Raw genomic sequence first — 15,533 nt, forward strand, 5'->3', positions numbered from 1 at the left:
AGCAAATAATTAACTAGTTATTTACCCTCAAACAGCTACGCTTTGCATCGCTTTCAGTAGGTCTTGATGCACAGATTGTGAGGCAGCTACTATCAATCCAGGCAGGCTATAGTTTTGACAAGTATGCAGTGGCGGTAAAGTCGAACCATCCAGAGTAGTTACAATCCAGCCAGCCTCTTTCGCAATAAAAGCAAGTGCAGCACTATCAATAAATTTGCCCGATTTGGTCACTGCTCCACTCAAGTCGCCACTAAGAATACCATTGAGATTGGGAATTTGAATATCACTAGAGTAATCAGTGGCTATATCGATTACTTTATATCGATCTTTTAGTAAATGTGCAACAGAATTCATTCCCCATCCCAGCAAAATAGAAGGTTTGGGGGATGTTATCTGTAACGGGGCACAGGCTTCTAAGCTCATCTCCAGCGTCCCTTTAAAAGCACCTTCACCTCGAACAGCGTAAAAATAAACATTTTGGGCAGGGGAAATAGCGACTACTGCTTCAAAGTCATCCGAATTTAGAATACTGAGAATAATTTGGTAATTAGAATGTCCATCAATGTAAAACTTCGTGCCATCAATTGGGTCGAGTGTGACTAAATAATCACCATCTGAACCGAGTTTGGTAGCGCGAAAATACTTAGTATTGTTAGAACTTTCATACTCTTCCCCAAAAAAGCGAATCTCTGGAAAAGTGGCCAGTAGTACAACTTCTATCAGATTTTGAATAGCCAAATCCGCATCAGTAAGCGCGGCAGTAAAAAAGTTTTTTCCTTGTTCTTTGGGGGGAAGTGCAGCAATTTTTGGTTGAAGAAAATGGGCATAGGCTGCTGCTACTTTGAGATGGGGGAGCAAAGTCTCCAAAATTAGTCGAGTAGTTGGTGTTGTGGACATTGCAGCAAACTCCTTTAAGAAATAATCTACCGTTGCCAGGGCGATAGCATTCTATAATCTAGACAAAATTACGGTATCATTTTGATGCAATGATACCACCGCTGCTATATTACTCTAATCTTTGTGTCTTAAAGAGACTATAAGAACATCGCAACTTTTATCAGGGGGTACTACGATGGCATTAGAAATTTATTGCATCTGAGTATGGCAAAGCAGGAAACTCCACTTACAACAGAAGCGCTGATAAAGGAAGTCTGTCGGCGGATTCGAGTAGCCCGCAGCTATTGGGATGCTCACAACAACGCTGCTTGTAGGGGTGAGCGCGATCGCGCATTAGCCCTTTATAATACACTGAGCAAGGAACAAAAAGAGCAGATTCCGCAAGTGTTGCGGGTATGGCTACGCTATCGCAGTGAGAAGTATTTTGGCGCACACCGAACACCGCCCAAATCGGCACGAAAATCAAAATAGTCCTTTAGTCGTATAGAATAAGTAACTCAATTCTGACGACTGATATCTTCATTATTAATAAAGCTTTACCCTAGAAATAAAATATAATGGAAAAACAGCAACTTATAAAATTGCTAATTGGTGATTTTACTTGGCAAAGATTGCTTCAATCTTTAATATTTATTTATATATTTTTTAGCGGATATGTATACCTTCGGGCAGATAGCATGATTTTTCTGTCTCAACCTTCTAGCTATCAGGATAATCCTGGAATTATTAAGTTAAAAAGTGGGTCAAATACAAATATCTCAGCTACATACTTATTGAACAATAAAGCTAATTATACTATTCTTTATTCTCATGGTAATTCCGAAGATTTAGGAGATATCAAACAGATATTAGAAAAATTATACACCTGGGGTTTTAGTGCCTTTGCTTATGATTATCGTGGTTATGGTACGAGTCAAGGAAAGGCAACAGAAAGTCACGCATATGAAGATATCAATAGCGCTTACAATTATTTGACCCAAAATTTAAAAATATTACCTGAAAAATTATAGTTTTAGAGGATGTTTGAAAAGTCCTGTTGTTGGTAGCAAAAAGTTTTATATCCCCCTAAATCCCCCTTAAAAAAGGGGGACTTTGATTCCGGTTCCCCCCTTAAAAAGGGGGGCTAGGGGGGATCAAGAGGTGCTGAAAATCACAGCTAACCACTTTTCAAACAACCTCTTAGGGCGTTCGGTTGGCGGTGGTTCTGCTGTAAACTTAGCAATGCAGAAACCAGTAGCTGGTTTAATTATTGAAAGTTCGTTTATTTCCGCTTTTCAAGTAATAGTACCATTTCGAATTTTACCTTTTGATAAATTTCCCAATCTAGAGAATATCAAAAAAGTAAAATGCCCAATCTTAGTGATTCATGGAAAAGCAGATGAGATTATTCCTTTTGCTCATGGAGAAAAGCTGTTCAATGCTGCAATATCGCCAAAACTTTCTTTGTGGGTTGAAGAGGCAAATCATAATGATTTATTCTGGGTAGCTGAAGAAAAGTATCAGAAAACTTTGCAAGAGTTTACTAAGCTTGTAAAGGCAAATCAGCAATTACCTCATTATACTAGTCTGCTTTAACCCTCTTAAATACAATACAATTCACTTAAGCTTTTCTTCCTTATAAGATTGAGTATAATTTCATAAGCTCAGTATGTAAAAAGATCATCGGCCTTCATCCTCTTCATTTAAGCGTTCGCGTAGCGTTTCGTAGAGAAGAGAGGAAATATGCCAGCAGGGATATCTGCCAAATCTAACTACTAGATAGATTTATAGCGGTTCCCACTCAGATGCGGTACAACATTATATCGCCAAGTGTAGGGGCACGGCAGTGCCGTGCCCCTACGGTTGTAACTCACATAAACGAGAACCGTTAATTGCTATGTGTTTTCTAGTAAATTACTAGCCAGTTGTAACGAAGCGATGACCGAGCGCTGTAAGTTGCCTGAGAAGATATTCTACAGCGTTGGGTCAACAACTGGCGGTTTGTGGAGGTACTGAGGCATAAGGTAAACCAGTCCTCGTGTAACCTTTGGGCTGTCCCGTTCTCTTGATATCTCATTTAAACTGCAAAACAGAGACTTGTAATGCCAAATTGGCAGAATCTTTTTGTCTTTAGCTGAAGTGCCACCATCACTGCAATTTTTCTTTAAGGGCGAATCGAAAGAATCGAAGGCAGTATAGGAAACTCTGCTAGTTCAATAGAGAACTTTTAGTAAAGTTCGTTAAGCACGTACAATTTAGATCGGTTGTTACACACACCAGTCTGATTGTGATTAGTCATAATGTAGTGTAGTGGTGCAATATATTGCACTGTTACAAAAGCTAAATACAGAGGTAAACTATGTTTCCTTTTTGGGGTAATGCCTGTTATGGAAGCGAACCCATTTCGCACAAAGCTAGCTTAGAGCGGAAATTAAAATTCTTGATTTGGATGCGAGATGATTTAGAGTCGAAACTAGCTGGCATTAATGCTTCTATTGAGACCATTCGGCAGCAAATAGAACGCTCAGACTCAGCCGCTTAGGATTTAGTTCTTGCAGACTTTGTACTTAAGCCGATTGTAACTTCTTTGTGACTGGGCGCTGTAAATTGGCCGCATCAGTGTTGTAGGTCTTTGTACAGCGCTCTGTCATTAACTGGTGCACAAAAGAGGTAGTTTTGAAAAAGAAAGCCCAGTCTTTTGCGCTGGTAGCTGGTGGAAATAACCTTGAATAAATAATTCAAGGCAGAGATAGGTAAGCAGAGTTTAATAATATCTTGAAGTTAGAGCCGTAATCGTCACTTAACGCGCCAACACTTAATAGAAATGAAAAATATTATCTCGATTGTTTGGAATAGCTGGTTAAAACGGCATGAAGAATCTATTCTACTATTTGACTCAATTGCTGCTGCTAGTGAGATTGCCCTTATGCTTAACGGTCAGTGGGATGGCTGCAATGGGGTAATAATCGCTAAATGTGATGAGATAGCTGTTAACACTGCTACCAAACTATTAGAAGCTGCATGGTGTTATCAAGGCGCATCAAAAGCTGTTCTAAACAGAGTAACAACTGATGACGCTTTACGCCGTTATGCAATGGGAGAAAGAAATTTTATTAATGCTAATTTCAGGTGTGCAATACTTGCATCAGCAAAACTGAGTGAAATTAACCTAAGTTATGCAAAGTTGAGTTGGGCAGACCTAAGCCAAGCCAATCTAAGTAAAGCTGATTTAACGGCAGCAGACCTAAGTGAAGCTAATTTAAGTGGAGCCGACCTGAGTAAGGCATACCTAATGAGGGCTAACCTAACCAAGGCAAACCTGCAACTAGCTAACCTAAGTGGGGCTAACCTAAGTAGCGCTAACTTAAGTGAAGTTAACCTCACTGATGCAGATTTAACAGGAGTTAATTTATCACTAGCAGACCTCAGAGGGGCAAATTTTCACTTCTGCAATTTGAGTGGGGCTAACTTAACAGGTGCCAAATTGATTGAAAGTGACTTGGCTTTTGCTAGAAAATAAGCACATCTAGAGGCGATTAGAATTAGGTTAGGCGTACCCGCCAGCTGTAGGCTTCACTAAAGATTTTCTCGACTAAAGTGCTTACTACAAAGCGTTTTTTATGTATGCCTATCTACTTAACAATCGGTTAAAACTTGAAGCTGCATAAAAAAAGTCCGCTTTCGCGGACTATGGACATTGGATAAGGTTAAGTTGTCACCAAGAGTGTCTACAAGATGTTAGACTCAATATTCATTCTTTCTTAGAAAACTTTAAAAATCAAGATCCTCAGAACAAATATTAGGACATAACTCCTTGATTTAAGTCTTTTTAAAATATTATCTAAAAATAGTTTTTACGAAATTTTAATTACGAATATAGTTGAGATATAGCGATTCTCATTTAAATGATGTACACCTTTAGGGGCAAGGCATTGCCGTGCCCTTACGAGTATCGATGTTCATCTGTGGTTAATTCTTTTTTCTGTACCTTACCCATGCAATAACCGCTATAAAACCTATTTTTGACAATACACTCGCTAAAACAGCACTTTATTTGAATCGGAAAAGAGTAAGTTATATTATTAGTTAATCAGACATAATTAAGATATTTATGTCTGAATCTGTGTAAAATCCAAGTATTTTCCTTCTCAGATTTAAACCAAATTTTTGCAATGATTCATATTCAAATTCAGTAACCTTGAAATTTTACTTAGTTTGAAAGATATTCTGTACCATTTTTTTGTCTACATTCGCCGCCGCCTTATCCAACTCTGCAATCTCACTGGCATTTAATTGCCAACCCAATGCACCAATATTCTCCCTTGCTTGTTCCACGCTCTTTGCTCCAGGGATGGGAATGGTTCCTTTACAGATGCACCAATTAATTGCTACCTGTGACATAGTTTTGTTTCTGGACTGTGCTACCTCTTGCAAAGTTGCCAAAAGTGATCCGCCAGCAGAAGCCGCTCCGCTTCTACGCATTCCTGGCAATATCTGCCTAAACAGCAGACCTCGGATGCCTTTGGGCAAAGGCCCTTGCTCAGAGTATTTTCCTGTCAGTAGCCCCAAAGCCAGAGGGCTGTAGGCAATCAATTTAATTCCCAACTCATCACAAAGGTCTTTAAGCTTTAGTTGGGTGACAGGATATGTAGACAACAGAGAGTATTGAACTTGCAGAGTAGTAATAGGAACGCCTCGTTCAGCAAACTTTTTCTGCACTTGCTTAAGCCGCTGAGGCCCAAAATTAGATAGTCCTACTCCCTTAACTAGTCCTTGCTCATAAAGATCGGCAAGACCATCTAACAGCCCTCCCTCTTGCCAAGGAGCATAGTTTGCTGTCGACCAGTGCATCTGTACCAAATCTACGTTTCTTCCCAGGCGTTGGGCAGATGACTTGCAAGCCCTTACCATTGAATGACGTGTCCATCTCCACGGGTAAGCAGCAAGCTTAGTAGCAATACAAATATTGTCTTTGCCTGAACCTACATATTCTCGGCTGAATCGTCCCAAGAGTAGCTCACTTCGTCCATTCAATCTCCCTGTTCCGTAAGAATCACCTGTATCAAATAAAGTCACACCGTTGCTTACACAAAGGTTAAACACCGCTTGCAACTGGTCATCCATACTTTCGTTATATCCCCAAAGTAGTTGGTTGCCCCAGGCCCAAGTCCCGCAGCCCATGCTTGGGAGGGAGAGTTTTTGGAGAGTCTGCATCTTTGCTCTCTGTAAATTGCCTTATTAATTATCAGGCATATAGTAGGCATTAACGCGCCAGTAGCATGATTACTAAGCAAATGAGGAGAACCTTTTAGCAATAGTGCAACGTTACCTATTTTGTTTTAAAAATTTACAAAGGTTTGGGAGGTTCTCCAAAGTAGCGAGCCTACTTTATTATTGGGTAAACTTAGCCCAAGCACATATATTTTTAATCGGTTGCTAAAAGAGCGATTAGCACCAACCATTAGGATATTGTCGAATTTGCAAGGAGCCAAGCTTTCTGAGTCCATGCATTATTAAATAACCCAGCCTCTGGTACTTCTAATTCAAATGAATGAGGTGGTGATTTTAGCAATAAGGGCGAACCTTTATCATGAGCTTCAACTAAATTAACTATCCAGGGAAGAAAGTCTAAGATTTCTTTTGGTAGTACAGTTAATTCAAAGTCCCACACCAAATTAAGACCTCGGCAGACTTGTCCTTTTCTAAACGTCGTGACTCTACCAGCACTCTTATTAATAGCTAGTCGAAGAATAAATGGGCGGAATGGGACAAATTCATCAGGTGCTGTATAAGCATATACATTTACATAATTCAGTCTCTGCCTATGATCCATCCAAGATGCGATCGGTGAATTACTACTATAAGATGTACCAGTTATGAGCACTGGCATATCCATCGCAGCAGCAAAGTTAGAGTAGAACTCACGCCTTAGTTCGCTAACAATATGTTTAGCTTCTGGGTTCATGGTTACTACACCTGTTACAAAAATGAGCGCATGGCTTCATAAGAGATAGAGATTATCAATTGTGGAAACTTCTCTTACGCTGTTTATCCTTAGCAATTGCTTTGCTTTTGAGCTTTTGCAGAGGCGTTTCAAAGTGTCGGTGCTTTCTGATATCTGGAAAAACCCCCGTCTTGGATACTTCTCGCTTAAATCAACGTAAGTCCGATTCAATCCCTTCATTTTTGCCTAGTATTATTTGCGCCATATTATAATTTCTACTAAATTGACTTAGTTTGTGGTTAGGTTGTGGTAAATGCTCCAGTCAACCAAAGCACAAAAAAAAGGCAGACGCCTTGTCTGCCCTCAAGACTGTAGAGTTAAATTATTAGTTTTAAACCTTAATAGCGGCGAGAGGAACCACCATCACCACCTCGTCTACCGCCAGAGGAACCTCCGTCTGTTTTGGGTTTGGCTTTATTGACTTTTAAGCTCCTACCCATCCACTCAGCAGTATCAAGGGCCTCAATCGCTGCTGTTTCTTGTGCGTCTGATTCCATTTCTACAAAGCCGAAGCCTCTCATCCGACCTGTTTCTCGGTCGATAGGCAATTGAACATTTTTTACCGTTCCATATTCTGCAAAGACGTGCCGGAGGTCATCTTCTTTAACCTCATAAGATAGGTTACCGACGTAAATTGACATAAGAATGTCTCCAGAATCAGGGGGTGTAGAGATTTAGATCCGGAGAGGTCTGTAATACAAGTATATATAAAAACAAACTGCACAGCCGAATTTAATCTTCCATAAATACCTTAACATAAATTGAGAAGTTATGTTCATAAGCAACACTATACCTATGTGTTGATCTAAATACTCGGACAGTTGGCGAAACTCTTTTAAAATCAATCTATCAGCGATCGCACTGAATTTGAGGTCACTAAAAAAAATCAATTACTGAATTTCTTTCTTTTCAAATAGTATTAGTATTTTTTAAATTTTATTCACTCAAAATTTCGAGGGAGTGTAATTAAATAAAACCAGTGCGATCGCTTGTAACGTAAAATTAATTTCCATCCGGCATTTGCTAACACCTTGACGCCCATGTTTTGCGACTACCTCATCCAAATTCTCACTGCCCGTGTGTACGATGTTGCCCAGGAAACACCACTGGAGTATGCTCCAAATTTGTCTGCGCGGCTAAATAATCAACTCCTGCTGAAACGTGAGGATATGCAGTCAGTATTTTCCTTTAAACTGCGGGGTGCTTATAACAAGATGGTGCAACTGCCAGCAGATATATTAGCGCAGGGTGTAATTGCAGCGTCTGCGGGTAACCATGCTCAGGGAGTTGCCCTTGCAGCCAATCGCTTGGGAACTAAAGCGATTATCGTCATGCCAATAACTACACCCCAAGTCAAGGTAGACGCGGTTAGAATGAGGGGCGGAGCAGTCGTGTTACATGGAAACACCTACGACGATGCTTATAGCTATGCCCGTGAATTAGAAGTAGAAAAAGGATTGACCTTTATTCATCCCTTTGATGATCCCCATGTAATTGCTGGACAGGGAACAATTGGGATGGAAATTTTACGACAATATCAGCAACCCATCCATGCAATTTTTGTAGCGATTGGAGGGGGCGGATTAATTTCTGGGATTGGTGCATATGTAAAACGCTTGCGTCCCGAAATCAAGATTATTGGCGTTGAACCAGTAGATGCTGATGCTATGTCTCAATCGCTAAAAGCCGGACATCGGGTGCGCTTGTCCCAAGTGGGGTTATTTGCTGATGGCGTAGCGGTGCGAGAAGTAGGTGAAGAAACCTTCCGTTTATGTCAGCAGTATGTAGATGAAATTATTTTGGTGGATACAGACGATACTTGTGCTGCGATTAAAGACGTGTTTGAGGATACGCGCTCCATTCTAGAACCAGCTGGTGCATTAGCGATCGCAGCGGCCAAAGCCTATACAGAACGAGAACAAATCGAGGGACAAACCTTAATTGCTGTAGCTTGCGGTGCAAACATGAATTTTGATCGCCTCCGCTTTGTGGCAGAACGGGCAGAGTTGGGCGAACGCCGCGAAGCGATCTTTGCAGTCACAATTCCTGAGGAACGGGGAAGTATTCGCCAGTTTTGTGAATGTATTGGCAAACGTAATCTTACCGAGTTTAATTATCGCATTGCCGATCAAAAAACAGCCCATATTTTTGTCGGTGTGCAAATTCAAAATCGTGCTGATGCTGCCAAAATGGTAGAAAACTTTGAAGCTCAAGGATTTGAAACTCTTGATTTAACGGATGACGAACTAACTAAATTACATCTGCGCCACATGGTGGGTGGGCACTCTCCCCTGGCTCACAATGAATTGCTCTATCGTTTTGAGTTTCCCGAACGTCCCGGTGCATTGATGAAGTTTGTTACTTCCATGAGTCCCGACTGGAATATTAGTCTTTTTCACTACCGCAACAATGGCGCAGACTACGGTCGAATCGTTGTTGGTATCCAGGTTCCCCCCCACGAGATGGAAGAGTGGCAAGCTTTTCTCGATAACCTGGGCTATCGCTATTGGGATGAAAACAAGAATCCGGCATACAAGCTGTTTTTGGGATAGGTGGGGAGTGGAGAAGAAGCAGGGGAGCAGGGGGCAAGGGGCAAGGGGGAGAATAATAAAATTACCTCTTTCCCCTCTGCTCCCTGCCCCCTGCCCCTCTGCCTCTTCCCCTGCCAATTTAGCGAGAACTAGCCCCCAATATCAGATTAGAGTCCCAAGTATAGAAGCCAATTTGGTTAGGAACCCTAGAGAATCTACCTGTCCGATAGCCTCTAGATAATTCATTTAGCACCTTATTTTTGATCTCTCGAAGTTGCTGAGAATCTAGTTCTCCATAAATTCCGGCGATGACTTCAGCAACGCTGAAAACTTTACCTGGATTTTCTTCAAACAGAGAGGTGAGGGCATCAATTAAGAATTGACCCTCAAAGGCTTTGAGCATCGGTACTGTTTTTGTCGGGGGTACAAAAGGCTTCTTATTTTTGTTTTTGATGCTCCTAGAAGCACCATTGCGGTTACTTGGGGCTACCAAACTTAAATCCAGAGTATAACAACCTGGCTCATCAGGAATAGTTACCCAATAATTCCTTTCTCTGCCTTGGGTGAGGGAAGATTGAACCCTACCTTTAACTACTTTGAATAGATTGGAATCTAACTCTCCATAAAGCGATCGCACGATAAAATCGATATGACAAACAGTGCCTATCTGCTCTTGCAATAGCTGTTTTATGGCTTCCATGCGCGAGAGAGCGTGATTATACTGGGGTAGCATGGGAATTTCCGCCACCTTCGTTGAACTATCGTTGTTCTCTGGGGCGATCTTTGCATCTGGCGATGTAGTTAGAGGTTGACTCTCTTTTGTATCAACAGCAGCAGAAAAAGAATTATCTATCTCAACCTGATTTGAGTCTGTGAGTTTTGACTGTACAGACTCCACCAATTTGATTTCGTCGATGTCATCAAGAGGTGATAAAAACCGCAGGGAGGCTTCTTGGGTAAGATTTGAGGTTTCATCAGCCGCCGTCAGTCTTGATATCTGCTTGTTGGTATCAGAAAAAGACCAGTTGGACAACAACGCTTCTACATGATCGAGCTGCGATCGCGCCTGTACAAAGAGGCGTTCGTACTCTTCTGTAAGACGAGCATAATAGTCTCGTAATTCCAACAGTGGTGAGAGAAAAGTGCCCGGAGGCGGCTCTAATTGTCCATTTTGATTCATAAGGCTTCAATCAATTTAAATCGATATCACTTTTGTAAGACATTGCTCTGGGTTTTGCTTTGTGAGATGTTGGCTGGGATTTCTTAGGCGGTTGGGGAGGCCGACATCTCTCACAATATAAAGGTCGAGGGCCAAAAGTCTCGCGCTTTGTCAGATCGTTACACTCTTTACAGACAAACTGGAAAACACGAGTATGAATCTGTCTTTTGTGCGCCCTGACAGTATATTCCCTAACATCAATGAATTTACTTGCCATAATCAGGATTGTGAATTGCCGTCGTATCAATGTCCTATCAATATAGCTATTCAAGCAAATCAAACTGCATCAGTGTGTGTTTATGTAGAAGTTTTATTCAAATCAGTGAATTTAACGCCTAGCATAAAGTGCAGATGAGCAACTTGATAGTTAGCTATTAACTATTCTCTCAGCATATAATTTGGTGATGAGCAAACACTACTGCCAGTTCTTGGGCGCAGGCGATTTTCATCGACTTCATCAGAGAAATTGGGGAATGGGGAAGTTCAGGATTATTCACTTCTACTGATTGTCAAATCAAGTTATTGCCAGTGTGTCTAATTATCCATCATAAAATTACTGCACTCCTAACCCCTCATCCTCATGGTAGAGGGGTAATGCTTAATAAAGTCATTCCTGTATAAAGAAGAACCGCCTCCTATTTTTAGGAGGCGGTGTGCGATCGCTAATCAAAGTATGATTCCAGTAAGCTTTGCCACTCTATTAGAAGTTTGTAGTCAGGACTTTAGTCCTTGATTTGAACGCTAAAGCGCTCACTACAAACCCAGCAAACTTAACTTGACAGACTACTATTCTTGACTGGGAGCAGCAGGTTGCGATTGAGGTTTTTGGCGTAAACCGCGCAAAGATTCCCGCAACTTGTTCTGGCTAGCGTTATCTCTTCGCCGCCGCCGATTTGTGGTTGGTTGTGGCTTTTGTGATGAATTACTACCCGCTCGTTCAGTACGGATACGGCGTAGAGATTCTCTTGCACTTCCTTGAGAAGGAGTTGTCCTAGCTCCAGATGATGAGTTTGTAGTAGTACTTTCCCTTCTTTGAGGTTCCAGTCGCCGACTAAATCCAGATATTGCCGGTCTTGTGGCTCTAGCTTCATTAGATGAAGGTGTCAACTCTCTGCGCCTACGTTTTGGAGCTTCTTCTGTGGAGTTGGCAGCCCTTGTTTGCTGGGTTCTCTCTTCTGCTTGTCTTTGTCTTTTCCGTTCTTGAGCTTGGCGATATCGCCGTGAACCTTGTATGGCAAATTCAGTCGCTATAGATACCCCTTGTCTACCACCATCTGCTGGTTTTAATTTCCAGTCACGCGCTTGTCTCATGGTTTCTTCATCCAAGTCGCGGTTTCCACTGGAGCGAGCAATCCGCACATTGGTAACATTACCTTGTGCATCAGTATCTACAGCTACTTCTACTCTGCCTTCAACTCCTCGCCGTCTTGCTGCCTCTGGATACTTGGCATTACATTCACGGCAGGCTGCACGACCATTACCATTACCATTACCTGAACTGTTAATTTTTGGAGGTGTTGGTGCTGCTGGCGCTGTTGCTACTGGCGGACGGTTTCCTACTTCATTGCCAGTTCCATTGCCAGAGCCGCTACCAATGCCGCTACCAATGCCAGTACCAGTTCCACTGCCAATGCCACTACCGATGCCAGTACCAGTTCCACTGCCAATGCCACCGCCAGTGCCAGTGCCAGTTCCTCCACCAGTGCCAGTACCGCTGCTTGTACCTACAGCAATACCACTACCTGAGCCTAAACCAACGCCAGAGCCGCCACCTCCGCCACCGCCCTGAGGAGCAACAGTGGTCACAGGAACTAATGGTTTAGGAGCAATTTGCGTATTTGTTGGTTGTGGGTTTTGAGTAGTTTGTTTTGGTTGTTCAACTGGCTGAATTTGAGTAGTTTGTTTTGGTTGTTGTTCAACTGGCTGAATTTTTGGTCTTTCAATAAATTCTTGTACTGGTTTTTGTACTGGCGGAGTTTCTATAGACTGTTTTTGAATAACTTCTGGTAATTTTTTGGGTTCTTCAGGAATTTTTTCAAGTGGTTTTTCTGGTTCCGCAGTTGGAGAATCCACGATCGCCACCTCTATTGGTTCTTCTTCTCCTGTGGGCACTCTCGTCAAATAATTACTTATGCCTGAGGACAGTACGCCGATATGCAGCGCCAGTGAACCTATTAGACTGTAAGTCAGAAAAGACTTGAGAGCCTCAACTTCTTTGGAACGTTGCTCGACAGTAATGCCGGAAAAGCTCATAGCTATTGCTACCTATTCTCACTAATTTAGCTATCTTAGAATGCAAGGTTACAAATATCAAGTAAAAAATTAAAATTAGTTGGGATAATGTTACGGAACCCTGCACTAGCAAAAATATCTTTCCAAACCACCAACATCATGGTTTTTGAACAAGATTAATTTTTGTTGCAATAGAATTAAATTAATTTATGTAAAACAAACGAACAAGTAAATAAAAATAATGAGCATTATATTTGAAAAATTTATCATTGTATTTTATATTTTATTGAGAAAAAGTTTCAGCTTTGCTCTAGATTCTGGTAGTCTGATTTTGTATTGTGGATGATGTTATAGAGGCACTACATGGGAATTCAGAATTTGTTTGCAGCAGGCGGTGTGGTCATGTGGCCCCTGTTGGCGTTTTCGGTATTGGGTGTGGCACTGATCATCGAGCGGATCAGGTTTTGGGTAAGAATCAATAAGCGTCAAAACCGAGTGGTGCGAGATGTTTTGAATCTCTACCGTCTCGATAATGTTGTCGGTGCAATGGATAAACTTCAGAAAAACGCAGATTTACCACTCGCCCGGATTTTTCTGGCGGCTTTAGAATTGGAAGAGCCAAATCCGGAGGAATTTCGTTTGGCGTTAGAAAGCGAATCGCAGGCTGAGATACCTGTGTTAAAACGTTTCCAAAACCTTTTCGACACAATCATTAGCCTGGCACCACTGTTGGGACTTCTCGGCACAGTATTAGGATTGATAGCTTCTTTTGCTTCCCTAAATCTTGGTGATGTGGGAGGTAGTAAAACGGCAAGTGTGACGGCTGGGATTAGTGAAGCCCTAGTATCAACAGCATCAGGATTGATAGTTGCTATATTCATACTCTTGTTTGCCAATACCTTCCGGGGACTCTACCAACGGCAAATCGCCCTAATTCAGGAGTATGGGGGACAACTAGAATTACTTTATCGCCGTCGCTATGAACGAGGAGAAAAAACGTATGCGTCTACAAGATGAACCAGATATCCCAGCACAGATTAATATCGTGCCGATGATTGACGTGATATTTGCAATTTTGACATTTTTTATCATGTCAACTCTGTTTTTAACGCGTTCAGAAGGTTTACCAGTAAATTTACCGAAGGCAACTACGGCAAAACAACAGCAAGTTCCTACTAAAATTACGATTACGGTAGATGAAAAAGAACAGGTAAGTATAAACCGTAAACCAATTGCAGTTGATGATTTGACAGAGCAACTACGTGCCTTAGTTGGTTCGAACCCAGAAGTTTTGGTGATTATTAATGCTGATGAAAAAGTTGATTATGGTCGGGTAGTAGCAGTGATGGATCGGGTACGTCAAGTTGAAGGGGCAAAATTAGCGATCGCTACCCAAAAATAAACAGTAGAAATATTGTATATCAGAAGTTCAGAGAGTCAGGAAAATTCTATATTCTGGCTCCTAACTCCTTTTTACCTCATGACTACTATCAACTACGCTTACACATCTGCAATTCTTGAGACATAAGTTTAAATATTAACTCTTGGTGGGAATGGATAAAAAAGTGGTCGCCGTTGAACTCATGTAATGAGAAATTAGCGATCGTCTGTTCTCGCCATGCTTGCAGAGCCTCATGACTAACTTCTTGGTCTTGCAAACCACCAAAAACAGTAATAGGACACTCTAGTGGCTGTTTTTGAGTGTAAATATAAGTTTCCAGAACGGCAAAATCTGCCCGCAAAATGGGGAGGAACATCTGCATTAGTTCCGGGTTTTCTAATACTGCTTTGGGTGTACCGTTAAGACTGTGTAGCTCGTTAAGCAAATCAGGGTCTGATAAAACGTGGAGAGGTGGTTTTGTAGACGGGATTTGCGGGGCGCGACGAGCAGAGATGAAGATGTGGAAGGGAGCAAGACTATACTTAGAGCGAAGTAGATGTGTCAACTCAAAGCTAACTAATCCGCCCATACTGTGACCGAAGAAGGCGAATGGTTTGTCTAAGTATGGTAACAGAACTGGAGCGATCGCTTCAACAAGGGGTTCTAACCGCGTCAAAGGTGCTGACTTCATCTGTCTTCCCCGTCCCGGATATTCCACAGCGCAGACTTCGACATTACTCGGTAGATTATTAGGCCATGTGCGAAAAATTGCCGAGTTCCCACCAGCGTAGGGGAAGCAGAATAAACGCAAGTTTGCTTGAGGATTTGGTTGCGGACAGATAACCCAGGAATTGAAGCTTGGTGTAGTTGTCATAATATAACTTAGAGTTGGATAATACAACTTTGCTTTAATTTTTAAGTATATTAACTGATAATCTTATGACAGGAATAGAACCTTGGGCGATATCAGCCGTTAGCGGTGTCGCCGCTATGGTTTTCCAAAGTGGTGGCCACGCTTTAGAAGGATTGGGCAAAACTCTGGATGAAAAAACCAAGAAGTTAATTTTTGCTGCATCAAATCAATATGAAAAGAACTACGAACAACGGCATGGCATTCTCAAAGTATTAGGAATGCGTGAACCTGTCAAGCTAGAATCGCTCTATAGAATCCATTTGACATCTTTTACTATCTTGAAGTACAGTTACCGCAAAAGCCGTATCCAGCAGTCATGCCGTACTCTAGCAGCCTAACAGACGAAGAGTGGGAAATCCTTGAACCCCTACTGCCGA

The 15,533-nt window shown here is 41.7% G+C and carries 16 protein-coding genes and 2 pseudogenes; 9 read left to right on the forward strand and 9 right to left on the reverse strand.

Annotated features, from left to right (window positions below; translation table 11 throughout):
• Positions 1 to 27 precede the first annotated feature (27 nt).
• Entirely contained in the window at positions 28 to 897 is an 870-nt protein-coding gene (locus H6G92_RS30890) for an inositol monophosphatase family protein (RefSeq protein WP_190899616.1), read from the reverse strand.
• A 204-nt stretch (positions 898 to 1,101) separates the two neighbouring features.
• Between H6G92_RS30890 and H6G92_RS30895 the strand changes: the two genes are divergently transcribed.
• From H6G92_RS30895 to H6G92_RS30920, 5 genes and pseudogenes are all read left to right on the forward strand, one after another.
• On the forward strand, positions 1,102 to 1,368 hold the full coding sequence (locus H6G92_RS30895) for a Precorrin-3B methylase (RefSeq protein ID WP_190899618.1): 267 nt from the start codon (positions 1,102 to 1,104) through the stop codon (positions 1,366 to 1,368).
• Between the two features lie 86 nt (positions 1,369 to 1,454).
• Positions 1,455 to 1,907: a serine aminopeptidase domain-containing protein gene (locus tag H6G92_RS30900; protein ID WP_313890013.1), complete on the forward strand. Its 453-nt coding sequence runs from the start codon at positions 1,455 to 1,457 to the stop codon at positions 1,905 to 1,907.
• A 172-nt stretch (positions 1,908 to 2,079) separates the two neighbouring features.
• Positions 2,080 to 2,472: pseudogene (locus tag H6G92_RS30905) on the forward strand (alpha/beta hydrolase); the annotation flags it as partial.
• A gap of 763 nt (positions 2,473 to 3,235) precedes the next feature.
• Complete coding sequence (locus H6G92_RS30915; RefSeq protein ID WP_190899622.1) at positions 3,236 to 3,418, forward strand: hypothetical protein; 183 nt, start codon at positions 3,236 to 3,238, stop codon at positions 3,416 to 3,418.
• A gap of 282 nt (positions 3,419 to 3,700) precedes the next feature.
• Positions 3,701 to 4,396, forward strand: a complete 696-nt coding sequence (locus H6G92_RS30920) for a pentapeptide repeat-containing protein (RefSeq protein WP_190899624.1) — start codon at positions 3,701 to 3,703, stop codon at positions 4,394 to 4,396.
• Positions 4,397 to 5,082: 686 nt separating this feature from the next.
• On the opposite strand, the gene H6G92_RS30925 is transcribed toward H6G92_RS30920, so the two are convergent.
• The 4 genes and pseudogenes from H6G92_RS30925 to H6G92_RS30940 form a co-directional block, all read right to left on the reverse strand.
• Positions 5,083 to 6,090 carry an aldo/keto reductase gene (locus H6G92_RS30925; RefSeq protein ID WP_190899626.1) on the reverse strand — a complete coding sequence of 336 codons (1,008 nt, stop codon included), beginning with the start codon at positions 6,088 to 6,090 and terminating at the stop codon, positions 5,083 to 5,085.
• A gap of 247 nt (positions 6,091 to 6,337) precedes the next feature.
• Positions 6,338 to 6,841, reverse strand: coding sequence for a hypothetical protein (locus tag H6G92_RS30930; RefSeq protein WP_190899628.1), 504 nt, complete (start codon positions 6,839 to 6,841; stop codon positions 6,338 to 6,340).
• A 55-nt stretch (positions 6,842 to 6,896) separates the two neighbouring features.
• Positions 6,897 to 7,085: pseudogene (gene rpsU / locus H6G92_RS30935) on the reverse strand (30S ribosomal protein S21).
• Between the two features lie 133 nt (positions 7,086 to 7,218).
• Complete coding sequence (locus tag H6G92_RS30940; protein ID WP_190899630.1) at positions 7,219 to 7,521, reverse strand: RNA recognition motif domain-containing protein; 303 nt, start codon at positions 7,519 to 7,521, stop codon at positions 7,219 to 7,221.
• 399 nt (positions 7,522 to 7,920) lie between these two features.
• On the opposite strand from H6G92_RS30940, the gene ilvA reads away from it, so the two are divergent.
• Positions 7,921 to 9,432 (forward strand): threonine ammonia-lyase, biosynthetic, encoded by a 1,512-nt coding sequence (gene ilvA / locus H6G92_RS30945; protein WP_190899632.1) that lies wholly within the window; start codon positions 7,921 to 7,923, stop codon positions 9,430 to 9,432.
• Between the two features lie 118 nt (positions 9,433 to 9,550).
• Here ilvA and H6G92_RS30950 read toward each other — a convergent pair whose 3' ends face one another.
• The 3 genes from H6G92_RS30950 to H6G92_RS30955 all read right to left on the reverse strand — a co-directional run bounded on the left by H6G92_RS30950 (position 9,551) and on the right by H6G92_RS30955 (position 12,883).
• Positions 9,551 to 10,591: a hypothetical protein gene (locus tag H6G92_RS30950; RefSeq protein WP_190899634.1), complete on the reverse strand. Its 1,041-nt coding sequence runs from the start codon at positions 10,589 to 10,591 to the stop codon at positions 9,551 to 9,553.
• A gap of 10 nt (positions 10,592 to 10,601) precedes the next feature.
• Positions 10,602 to 10,847, reverse strand: a complete 246-nt coding sequence (locus H6G92_RS39815; RefSeq protein WP_094327534.1) for a hypothetical protein — start codon at positions 10,845 to 10,847, stop codon at positions 10,602 to 10,604.
• A 569-nt stretch (positions 10,848 to 11,416) separates the two neighbouring features.
• On the reverse strand, positions 11,417 to 12,883 hold the full coding sequence (locus H6G92_RS30955) for an energy transducer TonB (protein ID WP_190899636.1): 1,467 nt from the start codon (positions 12,881 to 12,883) through the stop codon (positions 11,417 to 11,419).
• A 342-nt stretch (positions 12,884 to 13,225) separates the two neighbouring features.
• On the opposite strand from H6G92_RS30955, the gene H6G92_RS30960 reads away from it, so the two are divergent.
• Both H6G92_RS30960 and H6G92_RS30965 read left to right on the forward strand, forming a co-directional pair.
• Positions 13,226 to 13,879: a MotA/TolQ/ExbB proton channel family protein gene (locus tag H6G92_RS30960; RefSeq protein WP_190899638.1), complete on the forward strand. Its 654-nt coding sequence runs from the start codon at positions 13,226 to 13,228 to the stop codon at positions 13,877 to 13,879.
• The gene (locus tag H6G92_RS30965; protein ID WP_190899640.1) at positions 13,863 to 14,264 is read left to right on the forward strand and encodes an ExbD/TolR family protein; all 402 of its coding nucleotides are present in this window, start codon (positions 13,863 to 13,865) and stop codon (positions 14,262 to 14,264) included. The genes H6G92_RS30960 and H6G92_RS30965 overlap by 17 nt, the downstream gene beginning before the upstream one ends.
• Positions 14,265 to 14,352: 88 nt before the next feature.
• Here the strand turns inward: H6G92_RS30965 and H6G92_RS30970 are convergent, their stop codons facing one another.
• The gene (locus H6G92_RS30970; RefSeq protein ID WP_190899642.1) at positions 14,353 to 15,117 is read right to left on the reverse strand and encodes a thioesterase II family protein; all 765 of its coding nucleotides are present in this window, start codon (positions 15,115 to 15,117) and stop codon (positions 14,353 to 14,355) included.
• Between the two features lie 65 nt (positions 15,118 to 15,182).
• Here H6G92_RS30970 and H6G92_RS30975 point away from each other — a divergent pair, with 65 nt between their 5' ends.
• Positions 15,183 to 15,494: a hypothetical protein gene (locus H6G92_RS30975; RefSeq protein WP_190899644.1), complete on the forward strand. Its 312-nt coding sequence runs from the start codon at positions 15,183 to 15,185 to the stop codon at positions 15,492 to 15,494.
• Positions 15,495 to 15,533: the final 39 nt, after the last annotated feature.

It is taken from the genome of Nostoc foliaceum FACHB-393 (assembly GCF_014698505.1).
GTDB classification, from domain to species: domain Bacteria; phylum Cyanobacteriota; class Cyanobacteriia; order Cyanobacteriales; family Nostocaceae; genus Nostoc; species Nostoc foliaceum_A.

Excerpts from the sequence above, each read along its gene's own strand:
- H6G92_RS30890 (WP_190899616.1), bottom strand. The coding sequence starts at position 897 with ATGTCCACAACACCAACTACTCGACTAATTTTGGAGACTTTGCTCCCC.
- H6G92_RS30895 (WP_190899618.1), top strand. The coding sequence starts at position 1,102 with ATGGCAAAGCAGGAAACTCCACTTACAACAGAAGCGCTGATAAAGGAA.
- H6G92_RS30900 (WP_313890013.1), top strand. The coding sequence starts at position 1,455 with ATGGAAAAACAGCAACTTATAAAATTGCTAATTGGTGATTTTACTTGG.
- H6G92_RS30915 (WP_190899622.1), top strand. The coding sequence starts at position 3,236 with ATGTTTCCTTTTTGGGGTAATGCCTGTTATGGAAGCGAACCCATTTCG.
- H6G92_RS30920 (WP_190899624.1), top strand. The coding sequence starts at position 3,701 with ATGAAAAATATTATCTCGATTGTTTGGAATAGCTGGTTAAAACGGCAT.
- H6G92_RS30925 (WP_190899626.1), bottom strand. The coding sequence starts at position 6,090 with ATGCAGACTCTCCAAAAACTCTCCCTCCCAAGCATGGGCTGCGGGACT.
- H6G92_RS30930 (WP_190899628.1), bottom strand. The coding sequence starts at position 6,841 with ATGAACCCAGAAGCTAAACATATTGTTAGCGAACTAAGGCGTGAGTTC.
- H6G92_RS30940 (WP_190899630.1), bottom strand. The coding sequence starts at position 7,521 with ATGTCAATTTACGTCGGTAACCTATCTTATGAGGTTAAAGAAGATGAC.
- ilvA (WP_190899632.1), top strand. The coding sequence starts at position 7,921 with ATGTTTTGCGACTACCTCATCCAAATTCTCACTGCCCGTGTGTACGAT.
- H6G92_RS30950 (WP_190899634.1), bottom strand. The coding sequence starts at position 10,591 with ATGAATCAAAATGGACAATTAGAGCCGCCTCCGGGCACTTTTCTCTCA.
- H6G92_RS39815 (WP_094327534.1), bottom strand. The coding sequence starts at position 10,847 with ATGGCAAGTAAATTCATTGATGTTAGGGAATATACTGTCAGGGCGCAC.
- H6G92_RS30955 (WP_190899636.1), bottom strand. The coding sequence starts at position 12,883 with ATGAGCTTTTCCGGCATTACTGTCGAGCAACGTTCCAAAGAAGTTGAG.
- H6G92_RS30960 (WP_190899638.1), top strand. The coding sequence starts at position 13,226 with ATGGGAATTCAGAATTTGTTTGCAGCAGGCGGTGTGGTCATGTGGCCC.
- H6G92_RS30965 (WP_190899640.1), top strand. The coding sequence starts at position 13,863 with ATGCGTCTACAAGATGAACCAGATATCCCAGCACAGATTAATATCGTG.
- H6G92_RS30970 (WP_190899642.1), bottom strand. The coding sequence starts at position 15,117 with ATGACAACTACACCAAGCTTCAATTCCTGGGTTATCTGTCCGCAACCA.
- H6G92_RS30975 (WP_190899644.1), top strand. The coding sequence starts at position 15,183 with ATGACAGGAATAGAACCTTGGGCGATATCAGCCGTTAGCGGTGTCGCC.